Annotated in this window: 15 protein-coding genes; 5 read left to right on the forward strand and 10 right to left on the reverse strand. The window is 57.5% G+C overall.

Annotated elements, in window-relative coordinates; all coding sequences use genetic code 11:
• Positions 1-11 precede the first annotated feature (11 nt).
• Positions 12-1,886: a CRTAC1 family protein gene (locus CA51_RS00080; RefSeq protein WP_145117130.1), complete on the forward strand. Its 1,875-nt coding sequence runs from the start codon at positions 12-14 to the stop codon at positions 1,884-1,886.
• A 30-nt stretch (positions 1,887-1,916) separates the two neighbouring features.
• On the opposite strand, the gene CA51_RS00085 is transcribed toward CA51_RS00080, so the two are convergent.
• The 9 genes from CA51_RS00085 to CA51_RS00125 form a co-directional block, all read right to left on the reverse strand.
• Complete coding sequence (locus CA51_RS00085) at positions 1,917-3,419, reverse strand: pilus assembly protein TadG-related protein (RefSeq protein WP_197451485.1); 1,503 nt, start codon at positions 3,417-3,419, stop codon at positions 1,917-1,919.
• Positions 3,416-3,877, reverse strand: a complete 462-nt coding sequence (locus CA51_RS00090) for a TadE/TadG family type IV pilus assembly protein (protein ID WP_145117132.1) — start codon at positions 3,875-3,877, stop codon at positions 3,416-3,418. The genes CA51_RS00085 and CA51_RS00090 overlap by 4 nt, the downstream gene beginning before the upstream one ends.
• A gap of 21 nt (positions 3,878-3,898) precedes the next feature.
• Entirely contained in the window at positions 3,899-4,324 is a 426-nt protein-coding gene (locus tag CA51_RS00095) for a TadE family protein (RefSeq protein WP_145117133.1), read from the reverse strand.
• Positions 4,325-4,346: 22 nt separating this feature from the next.
• Positions 4,347-5,294 (reverse strand): type II secretion system F family protein, encoded by a 948-nt coding sequence (locus tag CA51_RS00100; RefSeq protein ID WP_145117134.1) that lies wholly within the window; start codon positions 5,292-5,294, stop codon positions 4,347-4,349.
• A gap of 12 nt (positions 5,295-5,306) precedes the next feature.
• The gene (locus CA51_RS00105) at positions 5,307-6,275 is read right to left on the reverse strand and encodes a type II secretion system F family protein (protein WP_145117135.1); all 969 of its coding nucleotides are present in this window, start codon (positions 6,273-6,275) and stop codon (positions 5,307-5,309) included.
• 41 nt (positions 6,276-6,316) lie between these two features.
• The gene (locus CA51_RS00110) at positions 6,317-7,666 is read right to left on the reverse strand and encodes a TadA family conjugal transfer-associated ATPase (RefSeq protein WP_145117136.1); all 1,350 of its coding nucleotides are present in this window, start codon (positions 7,664-7,666) and stop codon (positions 6,317-6,319) included.
• A gap of 40 nt (positions 7,667-7,706) precedes the next feature.
• Positions 7,707-8,909, reverse strand: a complete 1,203-nt coding sequence (locus tag CA51_RS00115; RefSeq protein WP_145117137.1) for a CpaE/TadZ family protein — start codon at positions 8,907-8,909, stop codon at positions 7,707-7,709.
• Between the two features lie 737 nt (positions 8,910-9,646).
• Entirely contained in the window at positions 9,647-11,401 is a 1,755-nt protein-coding gene (locus tag CA51_RS00120; protein WP_145117138.1) for a fibronectin type III domain-containing protein, read from the reverse strand.
• Between the two features lie 272 nt (positions 11,402-11,673).
• Positions 11,674-12,042, reverse strand: coding sequence for a SpoIIAA family protein (locus tag CA51_RS00125; RefSeq protein WP_145089011.1), 369 nt, complete (start codon positions 12,040-12,042; stop codon positions 11,674-11,676).
• Positions 12,043-12,402: 360 nt separating this feature from the next.
• Between CA51_RS00125 and CA51_RS00130 the strand changes: the two genes are divergently transcribed.
• Complete coding sequence (locus CA51_RS00130) at positions 12,403-12,912, forward strand: HEAT repeat domain-containing protein (protein WP_145117139.1); 510 nt, start codon at positions 12,403-12,405, stop codon at positions 12,910-12,912.
• A gap of 332 nt (positions 12,913-13,244) precedes the next feature.
• Here CA51_RS00130 and CA51_RS00135 read toward each other — a convergent pair whose 3' ends face one another.
• Positions 13,245-13,718, reverse strand: coding sequence for a hypothetical protein (locus CA51_RS00135; protein ID WP_145117140.1), 474 nt, complete (start codon positions 13,716-13,718; stop codon positions 13,245-13,247).
• A 154-nt stretch (positions 13,719-13,872) separates the two neighbouring features.
• On the opposite strand from CA51_RS00135, the gene CA51_RS00140 reads away from it, so the two are divergent.
• The 3 genes from CA51_RS00140 to CA51_RS00150 all read left to right on the forward strand — a co-directional run bounded on the left by CA51_RS00140 (position 13,873) and on the right by CA51_RS00150 (position 18,474).
• Complete coding sequence (locus CA51_RS00140) at positions 13,873-16,410, forward strand: CHASE3 domain-containing protein (RefSeq protein WP_145117141.1); 2,538 nt, start codon at positions 13,873-13,875, stop codon at positions 16,408-16,410.
• An 86-nt stretch (positions 16,411-16,496) separates the two neighbouring features.
• Positions 16,497-17,957, forward strand: coding sequence for a sigma-54-dependent transcriptional regulator (locus tag CA51_RS00145; protein ID WP_145117142.1), 1,461 nt, complete (start codon positions 16,497-16,499; stop codon positions 17,955-17,957).
• A gap of 322 nt (positions 17,958-18,279) precedes the next feature.
• Positions 18,280-18,474, forward strand: a complete 195-nt coding sequence (locus tag CA51_RS00150) for a hypothetical protein (RefSeq protein WP_145117143.1) — start codon at positions 18,280-18,282, stop codon at positions 18,472-18,474.
• Positions 18,475-18,565: the final 91 nt, after the last annotated feature.

Genomic DNA, 18,565 nt, shown 5'->3' on the forward strand with positions numbered 1-18,565 from the left:
AAGCAAGCACGATGGCAAAAAAGACAATCGATAAAACGAAGCGTCCCGATCCGCAGGAGTCGGTCGAACAGGACGACGCAGTGATCGGAACCGCGTTTCGCTGGTCGCTGGCCGCGATTATCGTCGGCTTGGTAATCGGCGGCGGCGCGATCTACTGGTTCAATCGCCCCAAGCCGGCAGCTCCCACCCAGCAGACCGAACTGGCATCCGTCGCCGTCCGCCAGGTTGCGACGGTGCAACCTCCCGATTTGAAGTTCACCGATGTGACCAAAGCAGCGGGAATCGAATTCGTTCACAACCGTGGAGCGACCGGGGCGAAGCTGTTGCCTGAAACGATGGGAGGTGGCGTTGCGGTCTTCGACTTCGACGACGATGGCGATCAGGACATCTTGTTTCTGAATTCCAAGAACTGGCCCTGGGACGCACCACTCCCCGACCAATCGCAACAACTGGCGCTCTACCGCAACGATGACGGCAAGTTCACCGACGTCACGCAGGGTTCGGGGCTGGATGTCTCGATCTACGCGATGGGAGCCGCCGTGGGAGACTACGACAACGATGGCCGCGTCGATGTTTTTGTCTCCGCCGTCGGGGCGAATCATCTGTTCCACAATCTCGGCGATGGGAAGTTCGCCGATGTCAGCGAGTCGTCCAAGACTGCGGGAGAGGAGACCGATTGGAGCAGCGGATGTGGATGGTTCGACTTTGACAACGACGGCGATCTCGATCTGTTCGTCTGCAATTATGTCCGCTGGAACAAGGAATACGACCTCGCCCAGAACTTTCAATTGGTCGGCGGCGGCCGCGCGTATGGACGCCCTCAGAATTTTGAGGGGACGTTTCCGTATCTGTATCGCAACGATGGCGACGGCGTCTTTACCGACATTACGGCCCAGGCGGGGCTGCAGGTCAAAAACCCGTTGACCAACGTGCCCCTTGCAAAATCGCTGGGGCTGACGTTTTGTGACATCGACGAAGATGGATGGATCGACATCCTGGTCGCCAACGACACCGTGCAAAATCTGATCTTCAAGAACACCGGGAAGGGAACGTTCCTGGAATTTGGAGTCCCAGCGGGGATCGCGTTCGATCCGTCGGGGAACGCTCGCGGGGCGATGGGGATCGACGTCGCAGCGATCCGCGGCAGCGATTCGATGGGAATCGCGATCGGCAACTTCGCCAATGAAATGACGGCGATGTATGTCTCGCGGCGCGGGCAGATGCAGTTCACCGACGAAGCGATCTCGACCGGACTGGGCCCCAACACGCGGCTGCAGTTGACCTTTGGAGTCTGTTATCTCGATTACGATCTGGACGGGCGCTTGGATCTGATGTGTGCCAACGGGCATTTGGAAGAGGACATCAATCGGGTGCAGCCGAGTCAACATTACGCCCAGCCGCCGCAGCTGTTCTGGAACGCGGGACCGTTGAGCGATACCGAGTTTGTCGCCGTCGATCCGGCGCACTGTGGCGAGGATCTTGTCGCGCCGATGGTTGGCCGCGCGGTGGCGTATCTGGATTACGATCGCGATGGAGATCAAGACGTGTTGGTCACCGCTGTCGGCGGTGCGCCGCGGCTGCTTCGCAACGATCAACAACTCGGTCGTCACGGGCTGCGAGTTCGGTTGGTCGGCGATGGCAAACAGATCAACCGCGACGCGATCGGTTCTTGGGTCGAAGTGACCGCCGGGGACAAAACCTATCGCCAACAAGTGATGCCGACGCGCAGCTATCTGACTCAGGTGGAACTGCCGCTGACATTTGGCTTGGGCGATGCGAAACAGATCGATAGCCTGGAGGTCCAGTGGAGCGACGGGACGAAGAGCGTGCTGCACGACGTGAAGGTCGACCAGCTGCAAACGATACGCTACGCGCCGCAGGAATAGTGCACGCGTAGCGATTCGATTTGCGAAACGCTACTCGACGAGATACACATCCGATGCGGCGGGGAAATATCCCGACGGCCGCAGCGAGATATTGCCGAGCGTGACGACCCGCATGGTCCCGACGGCAAAGGAGGAGTTAAACGTTCCGCTGCCCGCCAGGATCGCGTGCCCCCAACGCGAGTAGACCGTTCCGGAGAACTGGGTGATGCCAAGCGTCTGCAGGCTGAGGATCGTGATCGGCCGACGATCGCGCGGCCGCTGATACACCAGCATTCCGTGGTAGGGACTGCTCGGATCGTTCAGTCCCGACAGACGGCTGCCGGGCAGCGGCGAGATCAGCACGCTGGGCAATTGAGCGCCAATCGTATTGGGCGGTGCGACCTCACGGTTCTCCACTGCGTCGGGCAGCCCGGACGCCGGATCGTAGTTGCTGTTGCTAGTCACATAAAACATCACGCCATCGGCATACACGATCCCGCCGGTGATACCGAGCGCGATCCCCGTGATCGGGTGCCTGCCGCGAATGATATAGACGCCCGGTTCAAAACGAGCGATCCCGGCGGTGACGTCGATCCAGTCGTAGACGCCCGGCTCGAGAACCGTTCCGAAAGGCTTGAGGATATTCAGCGTGACCATCACGCCGCCGTGATCGTCGACTTCGACGTTGTCCGGATCCGACGCTGTCGACGGCGGTGCTAGGTTCCCCATCGGATCGGGCATCGGCATCCGATTGGCTCTCAAGTTGAGCGCACCGAGGCCCGGCAGCGCATCGTAGTGCAGCAGACGATCGACGCCGCCGGCGGTGCGAATGTCGCTGGCCCGAAGAGCCGTCAGAGGGACAAGCGGGGTGCAGGCGATTGAATAGGGTGGCCCATGGGATTCACCTGCCTTTTCGCCATATTCATCGACACCGCCCCACGTGTTGTTGCTCAGGACCGCACCGTCGACAGTCAACGAGCCGAGCCCCAGGACTTCCAGACCGCCGAGCAGACTCGGATAGAGCGGAAGGCTCAAGATCGACGCGACGGTGATCGGTGCGGGATCGGCGTCCAGCAGCATGATCGCTGCGGGCGAGGTCGCGGTTTTGGTTCCCGCCACAGCTCGGGTCGTAATCGACTGCTGTCCGCCTGCCGCAAACCGCTGCAGAAAATAGCTGGGGCTCTCACCCTGGACGATCACTTCGGAGAATCCTGCAACTCCCTGGTAGGGGCCCGAGCTGGGCGGGCTGTTGGTGGTCACATTAGCGCCGGGCAACGCGTTGTGCGATTGAACGTATTCCGAGCTGATCGTGTTGATCGAATTCTCGTCCCCTCCCATCATCGTCCACGTCGCCGCGGCATAAGCTGCTGCGTCGGTTGTGTTCTGGTAGTCGCGCGAGGCTGTCATCAATAAGCCGGCATCAAAAACGAGGGCCAAGACAGCAAACACGCCCGGCAGGGCAACGCACAAAAAGACGAAGACCTTGCCCGTTCGCGCCGCCGGTTTGATCTGGCGTGCTGGGAGAGACGACGGTTGTTTGGCGTGCGTGTTCAATGGACGATCCTCGTTACAGTTGTCGCAGAAAGCGTCTTGGCAGATCCCAGCAATCCCGGCAGGATGGGGTTGTGGAGGTAGGAGAGTTGAATCGACACGCGGTCCCCTTCACGCGTGTCCGCATCGAGCCACTCGACTCGAATGTCGACATCTTCCAGCGGCATCGTCACCAACAGCTGACGCGCCGCAGCGGCGATATCGGAGCTGTCATCCGCGGTGCCAACATAGGCTGCCGGCCCCAGAACGCTCTGTTCGGGAGCCGCTTGTTCACCGCGAACGATCACAACTCTAGCGATCCGCCGCGCCGATTCTCCCAACGCGTTGTAACGCAGCGAGACCAGAGCAAACTCCAACATCGCGAGCAGCGCCCCTAGGAAGATCAACATCGTGATCGCGACTTCTAATGTGTAGGCTCCGCGGCGACGCGAGACAGCACAACGATTTAATTTACGGTGCATCGATCGATACTCCAGCGAAGGTTAGCGAAGCTGCAGCATCACAACGGACGCTTGCAAATCGATTGACGAGGGGAGGCCAGGCCAATCGACAGCCGGCACAAACTCACACTGCGACTCGACACGCACGCGATACAGACCCAATTCACCCTCTTCGGTATCCGCCTGGACGGTGGTTTCGATGTCGGCGAAGGCTGCTGTCGCTTGCAGATCCGACGCGAATGCCTGTTGAATCCCCGCGGTCCATTCGTCGCGATTGATCGACGTTACCTTGCGCATCGCTCCGTATTCGGCAGCGACACGGGTGGCGTTGGACAACGCGACCTTCAGATGAATCACACGCCCAAGGTCGGCGCAAGCGAGCGTGAACAGCATCAACATCGGCAGCGCGATCGCAAGCTCGATCGCCGCCACCGCATGTCGTGGCGATCGGCGTCGCGAGGACTGCAAATCAGTTGGCTTTGTTCGTGTTCTATTTGGAAAACGCACGGCACACCTCAATCGCTGCGGGCCCAGCCAAGACGACAAACGTCGCTGGCAGAATCAGGAGCATCGTGGGCAGCAGGACTTTGACGCCCGCTTTTTGTGCCGACTCCTCGGCATCCATTTCACGCTGTTCGCGCAACGTCTCGCTGAGCACCTTGATCGATTCGCACAACTCGGTACCGATCTTCTGCGACTGCGTCACAAAGGTGCTCAGCGTGCGAAGCGGTTCGTATCCGGTGCGGGTCGCAAACTGCTGCAGTGCGGCTTCGGGAGACGATCCCAGTGCCATCTCGCTCTGCACGATACTCAGCTCATCTCCCATCACCGGATGAGCCTGCTGCAGTTCGCGATGAACCTGAGGCAGAGTTGCGTGCAGGCTGAGACCGCCGCGCAGGCAGACCGAAGTCAGGTCGAGGAAATCGGGCAGGCCTTTGCAAAACGCGACGTGCCGTTGGCGAACGCGGCGTCCCAGCCAAGCCTGCGGCATCAGCAAGCCGACGAAACCAAACAACGCTCCGGCGGCAAGTGCCGTTCCATATCCAACGCCTCCGGTAAACGCCATCGCCAACAGCGCAATCGGTGGCGCCGCGGCCAACGCGTAGGTCATGGCAATACAGCGGACGAGGTGCGAGTGACGATAAAATCCGGCGTGGGAAAGCAGTTTTTGCAAGCGTTTCCAATCGTCGGGACGAGCTGCCAGCAGGCCGATCAATCGGCTGCGAAGCGGTTGCTGCCGCTTGGCGTTCCGCTCGGCGGAGCTTTCTCGAAAGATCGATCCCCCTTCGCCCGACTCCGTCGAAATCGTCTCCGATTTACGTGTCAACGATTCGCATCGCCGATCGATCGCGCTGTCGTGGCCACAAAACGGCAGGGCCAAACAATAGACGAACAGGCTGACCGAAATGAACGCAAAGATGGTGAACACGGTGAGCATGGTTTGAGCCTCCTAATATGAAATCCGCGTTGTGTAATAAATCCACACACCGCCAAGGCATTGAGCCCCCGCAGCCAGTGCCAATAACGATGGCGTTTCAAACAAAGTGCTTACGTAGGGACGATTGAGGATCGCCAACCCGATCAACGAAACGATCGGCAACAGCACCAGCGTGGTCGCCTGCAAACGTCCTTCCGCCGTCAACGCTTGAACCTTCATCTGCAGCTTTAAACGACGCCGCACCGTATCGGAAAGGTTGTCCAACAGATCGGCTAAACTGCCGCCGGTGCGAGCATGGATGGTGAGGGCGACAGCGAAGATCTGCAATTCGACAATTTCGGTTCGCGATGCGAGGCTGCGGGCGGCGACTTCGATGCTCAACCCCATGTGCTGTTGATCGATGCAGTAGGCGAACTCTTCACCCAACGGCGCTTCGACTTCGTTGGCAACCATTTGAAACGCCGCCGGCATCGTTTGTCCCGAACGGACCGAACGGTTGATCAATTCCAGCGTGTAAGGGAGCTGACGATAGATTTTGCCGCGCCGCGATTGGTATCGCATCCAGACAAATGCGGGGATCACAAGACCGCCGGCAAGCCAGCCTGCGATGACAAAACCAACGATCGGCCAGTGCAAGATGCGGCTGACGACAAACATGATCACGCCCATCAGACAAGCCAAGCCGAGGCTGCCATAGACCAGTTGAGGCATCGTGATTTGGGTGCCCGATTGTTCCAGCAGTCGCGCCAAACACTGTTGCCAACGTTCGCGTAACGAAACCGTTTCTTTCACGCTGGCGACGTTGCGAAACAATTGCACCTGATCGGTGGCACGCGCTTCGGAGAGCCCAAGATCGTCGTTGAACCGCTGGGCGACACGTTGTCGATAGCGATAGAACAACTCGTAGATGAGACTCTCGAGTGCAAGGATCAACAGCGTGCTGCTGATGAAAATAATGATCTGTAGTTGGGGATGAGTCATGGTGGTGAATCCGAAACGCCGCAGGTCTAGAAACTGGAAAACTACTGAATTCGATACTCTTGCATCTGATCAATATCGACTTCCATTCGGCGTTGCCGGAACATATCGGCATCGATGTGGACGCCAGCCGACCTGAGCCGTGGGAGGCACTTCGGCATGATTCCACTGGCCTCGAAGTGACCTTCAACCTGCCCGTTCTCCCCGACTCCCGTCTGTTGAAAAGTAAACAGATCGTGCATGTTGATCGCGTCGTTTTGTGTTCCGGTGATCTCGGATATCTGCGTGATCTTCCGCGTTCCACCTGCCATTCGATGAGTCTGGATCACGATATTGATCGACGACGCAATCTGTCGGTGGACAAACCACATCGGCAGTTCGGGCGCAGCCATACCGACCAGCATCTCCAAGCGGTTGATTGCATCGCGAGTGTCGTTGGAGTGGATCGTTGTCATGCTGCCGGCGTGCCCGGTGCTCATCGCTTGCAACATGTCAAACGCCTCCACGCCACGGCATTCGCCGATGATGATTCGATCGGGACGCATCCGCAGGGCATTCTTCAGCAAGTCGCTGGCGGTGACTTCGCCGCGACCCTCCAGGTTCGCTGGACGTGTCTCCATTCGGGCGACATGCGATTGTTGCAACTGCAATTCGGCGGCGTCTTCGATCGTGGCGATCCGCTCGCCTTTCGGGATATGGCTGGACAACATGTTCAACAGCGTCGTCTTTCCACTGCCGGTGCCCCCCGAGATCACGATGTTCAACTTCGCGGCGATACAAGCGGCAAGAAAGCCCAACATCTCCGGCGTCGCCACGCGTCGTTTGACGAAGTCGGCCGCTGTCATAGGCCGTGTGGCGAACTTACGAATCGAGACCAATGCTCCTTCGAGCGCTAGCGGTCGGATGACGGCATTTAATCGACTGCCATCGGGCAAGCGAGCGTCGACCATCGGACTCGACTCATCGATTCGCCGACCGACGCGACTGGCCACGCGTTGTACGATATTGACCAAGTGATCCAAGCTTTGGAATCGCACCTGGGTCTCTTCCAACATCCCTCGGCGTTCGACGAAGACGGAACTTGGTCCGTTGATCAGAATGTCGGAGATCGTCGGATCGTTCATCAAGACCTCGATCGGACCGAGACCCAACATCTCATAGAGCAGGTCTTCGACGATCTCCTCCTGCTCGGCATGGGTCAACAGATCCGAGTGGAAGCGACACAGTTCTTGAGCGCCCAGACGCAACTGTTCTCGCATCAATTCGGGTTTGATGTTGCGTAGCGCCGACATATCGATGCGAGCAACCAATTGATCATGGATCTCACCACGCACGCGTTGCAGACGTTCGCGGCGTTCGATGCTGTTGCTTGGAGAAAGAGTCGCTTGATTCATTGTTCAATGATCCCAAAGACGTTTTGGTGAAGGAGAGAGATTAGGAGAGTGCTGGTGCTGGTTGCGAAGAACCAAATTTTGATTTGAAGAGGGCACCGACGTTCCATCGCGTGTTTGCTGGCACAGGCGTCTCGCCGTCCAACAACTGAACCAATGCCATGTAGTCTCGACTGCACTGCGATTTTGGCGAATCGAGCACCACGGGGATTCCCAGATTGACGGCACGATTCATCGGACTGACGTCGTTAGTGATGCAGGCATCAATTTTGCGACCGAAGATTTTCTCCGCTTGGCCAATCGGAACTTCGTCGGGTTGGCCGACTTGCGACGCGACGATCCGAACTTTATCGGGGTCGACGCCAAATCGTTCGATGCTTTCAAAGAACCGATGGGCGCGAGCCAGGGCAGGAAAATGCAGGCGGAACGTGAGGACAACTTGATCGCTGTCCGATAGAGCGGCCAGTTGTTCGCGATGCGAAATATCTTCTAATTCGACGACGACCCGCTGAAAGTTTGTTGTCATCGAACGGACGATGCCCCGGATCGTCTCGGGGCTGCTGTTCGGCAAGTTGGACAGTGGATCGGCGCCCGCCAACAAACTGATCCCCGTTTCATGTTTGGTGAGCGCTTGTTGGACCATTTCGGGAGCCAACGGGTGATTGTTGGCTAACATTTTTGAGATTGTGTGCCGAGGAGTCAGCCGCAGCAGCGTCGCCAAATCACCTCCGTGCATCTGCAGGTCGACCAATCCACACTCTCCATATTTGTGAGCGTATTGGGCAGCGATATTGACAGCTAAAGAACTTGCGCCGCAACCACCACAGCTGGACGTGACGGTGATCAATTCCGACTTGCGTTGGTTTTGCATACCGCTCGGCGCTGCGCGTTTCAGCAGCAGTCCCAGTTCGCGTCGCAGGTCATCTTTCTCATCGACAAAATCATCGGCGCCGGCGCGGATGATCTCGATCACTTGGCGTCCGGTGGTAGCGTTACCGACAACCACGATTCGGGTATCCAAAGCCGAACGCAAACGATGGATCAACGATTTCAAGTTGTTTGTTGAATCGGACAGTTGCAGAAAGACAAACCCCGTCGATGCGTTCTTCTTCGAGGCCGAGACGATCGTTTCGTATTGAACCGTAGGAACGCGAGTGCAGGTCATTTGAACCTGTCTGAGGCTCTGTTCTAAACGATCGGACAACGAATGTGATTCGAAAGCGACGACGCAGTGTGTACGCAACATGTTGTTAATTTCTTAGCATGGCTTGAGAGCGACAGTTTTTTAAGACCATTGGGATAGGTGACGAAAGCTCCTACGACCGATCACGCTGTCAGATTTACATCAGCGAACGACGGTGTCACTCAATGGACTTGAATATTTGCACCGCGGTGCAGCCAGTCACGGCACCAATAACCGTAGGCCCGCATTCTGGGTAATGCGTGGTTTCTGGTGGGGGCTGCGGGAAAACACATCGTGTTCAGCTGAGAATAGGGCAGCAAACCGTCGGTGAATCGGTGGATGCCGCGATATCGATGTGGGAAATACTGCCCGCCAAATCGTGCTCTTTGGTAGAAAAACTATGTGAGGATGTTTACATTTCCAAACTGACGATTGAGCCAACCGGACCATAATGTGGCAAACCGTACGAACTTATCGGAGATAAACAGTTGCCGCTTTGCGAACCATGGTCTAGTCGATTTCGACCCCTGGAATTTCATTGTTAGTATTTCCCGCAATTTTTCATCACAGCTGCATCTTGTCCCCGAGTTTTCAAATCCACAGACACATCAGTGATGGTTTAGAGCGATGGTTTCAAACCATCATTGAGTGCTAGGAAAGCATCCCGTTTATTGTGTCGGCAACGGCCGATATATAGGAATTGCGGCGCGATGCCGAACCGATCTGCGATTGCGAAGCGCGAGGGCCGCGGAGGCGTGCGACGATAGGAGTTGTTGATACTCGCGTCGGATTCGACGCCATTAATCAAGAGTGCTGAAACTACTAGAACGGAAATCCCAGCTTTGACCTTCGGTGTTGGATACAAACAACCGGTAGTAATAAGTTGTTCCAGGATCCAAGTTGTCGAGCGTGAATTTGTTGCTTCCGCTGCGAACCGGTTGTGGTGGCGTCGCGGATTGCCACGTTCGCGATTTATCAAAGACATCGCGTTGCACGCCGGCGGCTCCAACTTTGTTGGGGCGACGGAAAGTCATACAGTCCCGAGTTCCATAATACAGCACCGCCGTTGCATCCTCGCCGGTTCGCGGCAATCGATATTCGATCGTTGCTGTTTGCGCAGTTACCGTTCTTGTTCGGGATTCCGCAAACTCGATGGGGAGTGCAAATCGTTGTGCTATTTTATCTGTGGCAAGATATTCCGGCAGACTTACCTTCGCGTGTCGATTCGACGGATCGCTGGTTTGATCCGCACGATAACATTCCATCCCGCCTGTCGCCGATTCGATCCAGCCCTCGGTGAGATAGTTCTCTGCACGGCGACTGTACTGGTTGAGTGCGATTGGCAATAGGCCTTGAGCCAGACGAGCGCGGTCCTGTCTCGCTCGCGGAGACTTCGCTTGCACGGAGGGAGTTGGCATATCGGCGAGGTGCCAACGTCGGTCGCTGCCATAGAACCAGCCGCGGCGCCGAATCACGCGTTTCACGTCGCCGGTTCTTTGAACGTTTGGCGGTCCAGGAACCTCGCAGAACGAACCGGTCGATGTCATATCGGATGGTCTACCGGGCGTCCTCTGCGGTTTGCTACCGACGGCGAACAATCGCCAACGCTGCCGATCTTCGTTGTAGACATATCCATAAAACGTATCGACGCCAGCATCGGAAGTCATCCGCATCGCTTGAATCGCTCGGTCGGCTCCGTTTGGATGGACGACAGCATCGCGAAGCTTCAGTCCGGTTCCCTCGTGCCCAAAACTACTGAACGTCGCTTCGGGATGCCCGGTGGCGATCAACTGCGGCATCGCTTCCAGCGTTGGTGCTTCGTCAGCTTTGTTGTTTGCAGCCCACATCGAAAAGTTGTAGCCAGCACCGCAGGGGATCTTTCCGTCGATAAAGCTTGTCCCGAAATAGCCGAAGGGAGTTGTGATCGGTGAATAACTGGAAACCGGCGTGACACATTCGGTTTCGAAAACCCACATCGTCGGTTCACGACATTCTGGTGGAGCGTAGTAGCGCGTGTGCACCGCCGCTGGACGCCAACGGACTCGCAGTAATTTGGCGTCGCGAATCACCGGGCCGGTTAATTCGATCCGCTCGATCTCTGCTTGCATCGGCAGCGGCCTGGTCAAACAACCTAATTGGATGACCAGCTTTCCTGTTTGTTTCACTTCAAACGATAGCGAAGGGGCGGCGGGCGGCTGGGCAGATTGAACGTCGACAGTCAGCGTCTGTGCTTCGCTGCCAATCTGCAGCTGCCACTGGGTTTGCGGCGGGGAATCAAGGAACAACTTGGCTTCAATCGTTCCGGGCGTTTCAATCCAGACATGCCATCGTGCCGCTCCCGATCGCTTGGGATCCCTGAACTGCAGCGATTCAAACGAAGCGTTGATCAGACCATCATCTTCGGGCAGCATCGGTTGGGGGCCAGAAGCGATGAAGGTCCTTTCATCGAAGAAGCCGTTGGTGGCGTCGAGCACGATCCGTCCATCGGCGGCGGCTTGGCCGTTGTAAACGATCTCTGCACCATCGACTCCTTCCTCGCCAGCAGTGAATTGCACGACTGGCTCGGCCGAGCGTACAGCGATTGGGAAAGTTGCCGCAATGAGAATGGCGGAGGTGAGAACCAAGTTCGCTTGCATCGCTCATGTATCCCGAAGTGCACCACACAAATGGAACACCATCGTACTACCGGATTGGAGAGACAACAACGATTGAATTAACGAAACCCCCGCGGCGTCTGGCGAGTCAATCCTTAAGCTTGCACGGACATCGCGTTCGCTATGGTCCATTCGCCGCGTCGTCTCGTCACCTTCTTGGTGGGAACAAAGACTCAGTCGTTCGATTCGTGGATCCACTCGCGGGCCGCACCGATCTCGTCGTGATCGAAGTATTTGATCTTGGCGGTGGTGAAGGGGCGACAGAAGACGGTCATCCCCTTTTCCCACTTCGATTCGCCTACGATGGCGAGCCGTTCGATGTGGTTGAAGTGCTTGAAATCGAACTTGATGTCCTCCCACAACGCTCCCGCTTCCCAGCCGTGGAAATCGTGCATGATCACCAGCATCCGCACCTTCCCGTATTCGGCGATCTTCGCTTCGGTCATCGGCACAAATTTCTCGTACGCCTCCTTGGACAACTTGCCGGTCAACTGGATCTCGACCACCTGTCCCTCGGCGTGCTCGGTAATAACAAATGACATGTCGATACTCCTGTGCAGAAGGGTTGAAGATTGAGTTTAACAACGCATGCTCATCGGTTGAAAACCGATGCAATCGAGTGCACACGTCGTACCAACGCTGGAAAACCCCAAACGGACAACGCCACAGTTGGTATCGAACGGGGCAGCGGTACAGAGTGTTATCGGCGCGGCCATTTTCTAACCAGGCAGACTTAGGTGAGACACTCCGTTTTATTGACGTTTGATATTCCAGCCCCTTGAAACCGACCGGCGGCCCGCTATTTGCATCGGTTAGTTGAAGTGTGCAACGCACATCGGCTGGCGGTCTATTCTGATCGGGCGGCTCGCTAGAACGTCTCGTACCAAAAGGGATCAAACATCATGAATCCATCGGAAATCAAGTCGATGATCGGGCGGCTCGCTTCCCCCGACGGTGTCGTTCGCGAGAGGGCACGGCAGGCATTGGTCGATTCCAAGGGTGAGGAGGTGATGGTCGCATTGATCGCGAGTTTGGACGACCGACGTCACCAGGTCCGTTGGGAAGCGGCCAAGGCATTGTCGGAGATCGGTGATTCGGCTGCGTCGTCGCCGCTGGTCCATGCGATGGACGACAGCGACAGCGATGTCGCTTGGGTAGCAGCCGAAGGCGTTGCCGGAATGGGAGAAGATGGTTTATCGGCGGTGCTCGGGGGACTGATTCGTTCGAGCCGTTCGGGAGAGTTTCACCGCGTTGCTCACCATGCGCTGAAAGAGTTCTCGCGGCGCGGGATCCGACGGGACGTTGTCAAATTTGTGATGAATGCGTTGGAAGGGGCTGAGCCGAAGCTGTCGGGACCGGTAGCAACCTACAAGGCGATGCGCCAAATGGATGTTCCCCGACTCGCTCCATAGCCAATGCCAGCGCCATCTGAAAACTCGATCGAAGAAAAGAAACCGCCGCTCTCCACCGCCAATCATCGTTTACCGGATAACAACGATGGTGGTCGCTGAGTTCAGGCGGTGGCGAGATTTGAGCCTGTAGCTGTAGTTCGCTTCGGTACGTGGGGCTCGCCTTACCGATAATTACCGATTCTTCGACAACATAAGTGAAGCCCAACATCGAGATCACTTCGTTGCCGAGGCAGGCAGAGTTAGCGATATTCCGTGCGCTGATCCTCGCGACGTCGCCTGCCGTCTACATATAGGAACTGCAAGAAGCGTACTCTTCCAGCGGCTCCAAATGGTTACCCATTTTTTGCCATGAAACCGGCTGAGTTTTGTACGTCCCGGCCAGAACTTGCCCACCGCGGCGCGGGGTTCAGTCGGGTCGAATCGGCGATCGCGTGCAGCAGTGGTTTCCAGACGAAGGGATTCCGATAGCGAGCCTCCAACGCAACAGCCGCCTGGATCTTTTCCAACGCCAGCGTTCGCTCGCCGGCTTTCCACAACGCGGCGGCTTCGGTCGCAGCAGCCTCCGCCTGTTGAGCATCGCGGGCGACGCGAGCCAACCACTCCGCTGCCTGTTCCCAGTGTTTTGCTTCCTCTCCCGACGTGGCACCGGCCAGCCATCGCGTTTGATGCGGCTTCATCCCATTGAGATCCAAGCCCATCGAACCAAACGACGTGGTCCAATCGCATCCCCGCCATCGATTCCGCCCCTTTTCGTAAGCGGCGTCGATCGCATTGGCCGCCTGCATCCGTTTGTTTCGAGTAATCACCTGTGGCTCCGACAAGAGAAAGATGGAAAAATGTAAGCATCGATGCCAGCCTCTAGTGAATTAGCACATCGCGTGCCAGCGACGACAAAGCGGCGTCCACTTCGCCGGGATACCCGCTCCCCATCGACCGCAAGCGGCTACGAAAGTCAAATGCATGTCTCGAACAAAACGCAACTATTGGCTCACCCTGGCGATCATCGCCTCCTTCATCGCCGTTGCTGTCTTTGGCATCGTGACCTTTCGCAACACCTTTGCCGTTCGCGAAGTCGAGCAACGGATCGCCAAATCGCATGCCGTTCGCGAAGCGACGCACCAACTGCTCTCGTCGGTCAAAGACATGCAAACCGGGCAACGGGGATATCTGTTGACCGGCAATCCGATCTATCTGGAGCCCTATCGGATCGGCGTCGAACAGATCCAAGCCGGTTTCGCCCGACTGCGAGATCTGACGGCCGACAATCCGATCCAGCTGAAGCATCTCGATGAGATGCAACAATTGGTCGAAGAAAAGCACGAATACCTCGCCCATACGATCCAGTTGCGCAGCGAAGCCCCCAACGAATCGATCGGCGATCAGGTCATCGAGATCGTGAAGTCGGGCGAAGGGGAAGGGACGATGGAGAAGTTGCGAGATGTCGCCAAACAAATCCTGACCCATGAAGGGGAGTTGTTGCAGCAACGCGAAGCGGCCTCCGAACACGATGCGGAGGTGTCGCGAACGGCGATCATGGCTGGGCATGCGATCGCGTTGGGATTGATCGTGATCGCCGGCTTTGTCGCGCACGTCGATCGCAAGAAACGGGACAGCGCCGAAACGCGGCTCGATGCAAAACAGTCCGAACTCGCCGCCGTCATCAATTCGGCCAACGATGGGATCATCGCGTTCAACCGCGACTTGGGGATCCGTTTGACCAATCCTGCCGCGGCGGCGATGTGGGGCATCGATAGCGCGACGTCGGTCGGACAATCGCTGTTGAATTTTGTTCCTCACCAGCGCAGAGAAGCCTTCCGCCATCGGGTGCAGGACTTCCTCGAATCGTCGGAAGCGTCGATGCCGTTCACCGACGGCGTCGGGCTGCGCAGCAATGGCGAGGAGTTTCCCTGCCAGGGAGAGATCACTAAGACGCGGTCGGGCGAGGAGGATTTCCTAACGCTGATCCTGGCCGACGTCAGCCAATCGCGCGACCTGAACGCCAAGCTGCGACAGCATACGCTGATCTTAGATCAGGTTCGCGACGCGGTTTTGGTCTGTGATAAAGACGATCAGATCCTGTCGTGGAACGAAGGTGCTCATCGATTGTACGGATTGTCCAAATCCGAAGCGCTTGGCAAGAACGCGGCACAGCTATTGTTCCCCGACGATCGCCCGCTGTGGGATGCGGGCCGCGATGCCACGCTGGCCGCGGGGGACTACTCAGCCGAATTTACGCAGCGGACAGCCGATGGCCGCCAACGGATTGTCGAACAACGGCGATCGCTACTGCGGAACGAACAGGGAGAACCGACGGCTCAGCTGATTTTGAGTATCGATGTCTCCGACCGTAAACGGGAAGAGGCGAAAGAGCGTCGCAGTCAGCGGCTCGAAAGTATCGGTACGTTGGCCGGCGGTGTCGCGCACGATCTGAACAACGTCCTGACCCCGATCTTGATGAGTGGCAAGCTGCTGAAACAGGGCAGTCCCAACGCAAGCCGTTTGCACGACACGATCGTCACCAGTGCCCAGCGTGGAGCGCAGATGATTCAAAAGCTGCTGGCGTTTGCTGGCGGCGATCAATCGCAAAGCGAGGAGGTCGACCTGCGCGAGATCCTTAGCGAGCTGGAAGAGATCCTCAGCCACACGCTGCAGAAGACGATCGACCTGCAGATCAGCATCCCCGACAAGCTCGATTTGATCCACGCCGACAGCACCGAACTGTCGCAGGTGCTGATGAACCTGGCGATCAACGCCCGCGATGCGATGCCCGGCGGCGGCCGGTTGGACATCCAAGTCGAAAACTTTTATGTCGACCCTTCGCGTGCCTCACACAGCGATAACCTCAACGCGGGTCCACATGTGCTGCTGACGGTTGCCGACAGCGGAGAAGGGATTCCCAATGAGGTGATCGAACGGATCTTCGACCCTTTCTTCACGACAAAAGCTCAGGGCAAAGGAACGGGGCTGGGGCTGGCGACGACGCTCGGAATCGTGCGATCCTTCGGCGGGGATGTCACCGTCTACAGCGAACCGCTGGCCGGGACGATCTTTTCCGTCTATCTTCCCTCGTCGAAACTAACGCAGCCGAAGGTTCCCGCCGCGAGGGTCGAAAACCACCAGCCGCCTCGAGGCAATGGCGAATTGATCCTGATCGTCGACGATGAATCGCTGATCGTGGAAACCTCGTGCGAGACGCTGCAATCGAATCGCTACCGCACGGTCGCAGCTCGCAGCGGCGCCGAAGCTGTCGCCGTTTTCCAGAGCCGCGGCGATGAGATCGATTGCGTGTTACTTGATATGATGATGCCAGGGATGGATGGGTTGGACACCAAAGACGCTCTCCGCGAGCTCAACCCGAACGTGCGAGTGATCGCCAGCAGCGGCTTGCGACGGCCAGGCAGCAGCGGTGGCCGGCTGGTCGACGTCGACGGCTTCCTTCCCAAACCTTATACCGACGAACAACTTTTAAACATGCTCCGAAACGTTCTGGACGCGTAGCGATCGCCCTTGGTGGGCGGGCTTCGCGTCCTGGCAATCCCCGCTTGGATCCGAGAAGAGTCGAACGAGCAGCAACGAGCCACGGCATGATGCAACTACTGATTATCGACGACGAACCTCTGATCTGCGAAACGATCGCGCTGGCGTTTCCCGGCGACCAAGTCATCTCCAGCTTGACGGCCGAAGATGGGATCGCCGCGTTCCTCGAATCGCCACCGGACGTCGTGCTGTGCGACATTCGTTTACCCGACATGTCGGGGATGGAGGCGTTTGAAAAACTGCACCGGATCGACCCCAAGGTGCCGATCATTCTGATGACCGGCCGCGGCACAGCGGGAACCGCGATCGAAGCGATGCAGCGAGGGGCGTTCGAATACATTCTCAAACCGTTGGATCCCGACACCCTGATTCCGCTAGTCTGCGACGCCGCCGAAACGAGTCGCATGACGCGAACTCCCGCGATGGTTCCCGATCCGTCGGCCGACGATCAAGCTGTCGCTGCGTCGACCGACCTGTTGATCGGTGCCTGCCCGGCGATGCAAGAGGTTTATCGTTCGGTCGGCCGCGTCGCCGGCCAAAACGTGACCGCGTTGATCCTGGGTGAAAGTGGAACAGGTAAAGAGGTGATTGCCCGGGCGATCTATCAATACAGCAGCCGCGCCGCCGGCCGCTTTCTAGCGATCAATTGCGCTGCGATCCCCGAACAATTACTCGAAAGCGAACTCTTTGGCCACGAGAAGGGAGCGTTTACGGGAGCCGAACGAAAGCGGGTCGGCAAGTTTGAACTTTGCAACGACGGCACGCTCTTTCTCGACGAGATCGGCGACATGACGCCGTTGATGCAGACCAAGATCTTGCGTGTCTTGCAGGACCAAACTTTTGAACGTGTTGGCGGCAGCGAAACGATCCACACCAACGCGCGGATCATCGCGGCGACCAATCGCGATCTGGAACAAGCGATCGAGAGCAAGGACTTCCGCAGCGATCTGTTCTACCGCTTGAACGTCTACACGATCAAACTTCCACCGCTGCGCGAACGCGGCGACGACATCGCGCTGTTGGCGAATCACTTCTTGAATCGCTTTGCCGCCGAACTAGGGAAACAGATCAGCGGATTCGCCAAAGAAGCGATGAATCTATTGACGCAATACCGCTGGCCCGGCAACGTCCGCGAATTGCAGAGCGCCGTCAAACACGTGTTGCTCGAAGCGACCGGCCCCGTGATTGTCCCGGCGTTTCTTCCCGATGTGATCCGCGAACCGGCGGCTCACGAAAGCGGTCGCGTTTCGACATCGACCGGCTCGACGACCAACACCTTCAACTTTGCCGAGATGACGCGGCAACGTCTGCAAGCGGGCAGCGAAGATATTCACCGCGATCTGGTCAGCATCGCCGAGCGGGAGATCTTTGCCGAAGTGCTCCGGCACACCGATGGCAACTTAACCCAAGCTGCTAAGCGACTGGGAATCACCCGCACGACGCTCCGCGCCCGGCTCGAATCCCTCGGCATGTCGGTCGAGCGCTCCGCTTCGGTAACGGAAAACTAGCGGTTCGCGATTCACCGAATCCTCACTAGAAGTGATTGCAGGCAACCGACGGCGGCCGAAGTGATTTCCGCCGGTAGATTGTGGCCACTCTTTATCCGTGGCGTTCACTTTTTATCCGCCGTTTCCGTCTGCCTCTCGAATTGCAAGCTGCCCGCTGGCGAGCCGATCCAAATGATTTGGCCTCGCAAAACGCTAGGTTTGCGCGAAGGCTAGCGGGTTTTTACGGCGAGCGTTTCGCGTTTGGTCCGCCCTGTGCATGAAGGCTCTCTCCGTTCCAAGAATTGGCTTCAAGGAAACCCCCTTTCAATGGAGAGCCTAAAAGATGTCACGTTCACTATCTCGCTATTTTCTGGCCGCACTCTCGGGTAGCACCTACGTCATCCCCGTCGTCGCCGCGGCAAACACCTCCGCACCATCGGCTCAACCTCGCCCCACGGCTCAGGTAGAGATGACCGAAGAGCAGATGATCATGTACGAGATCCGCAAACAGGTCGGCCGCGAACTAAAAGGAACCTAGTTCACTCGAACCGTCCGCTCGCGCGATCAATCTCTCCACCACGCGCCCCGCCCCAACAGAAAGCACCGCCACCACCCACGGCTGATGTCGC

Source organism: Rosistilla oblonga, assembly GCF_007751715.1.
In the GTDB taxonomy this organism is placed as follows: Bacteria; Planctomycetota; Planctomycetia; order Pirellulales; family Pirellulaceae; genus Rosistilla; species Rosistilla oblonga.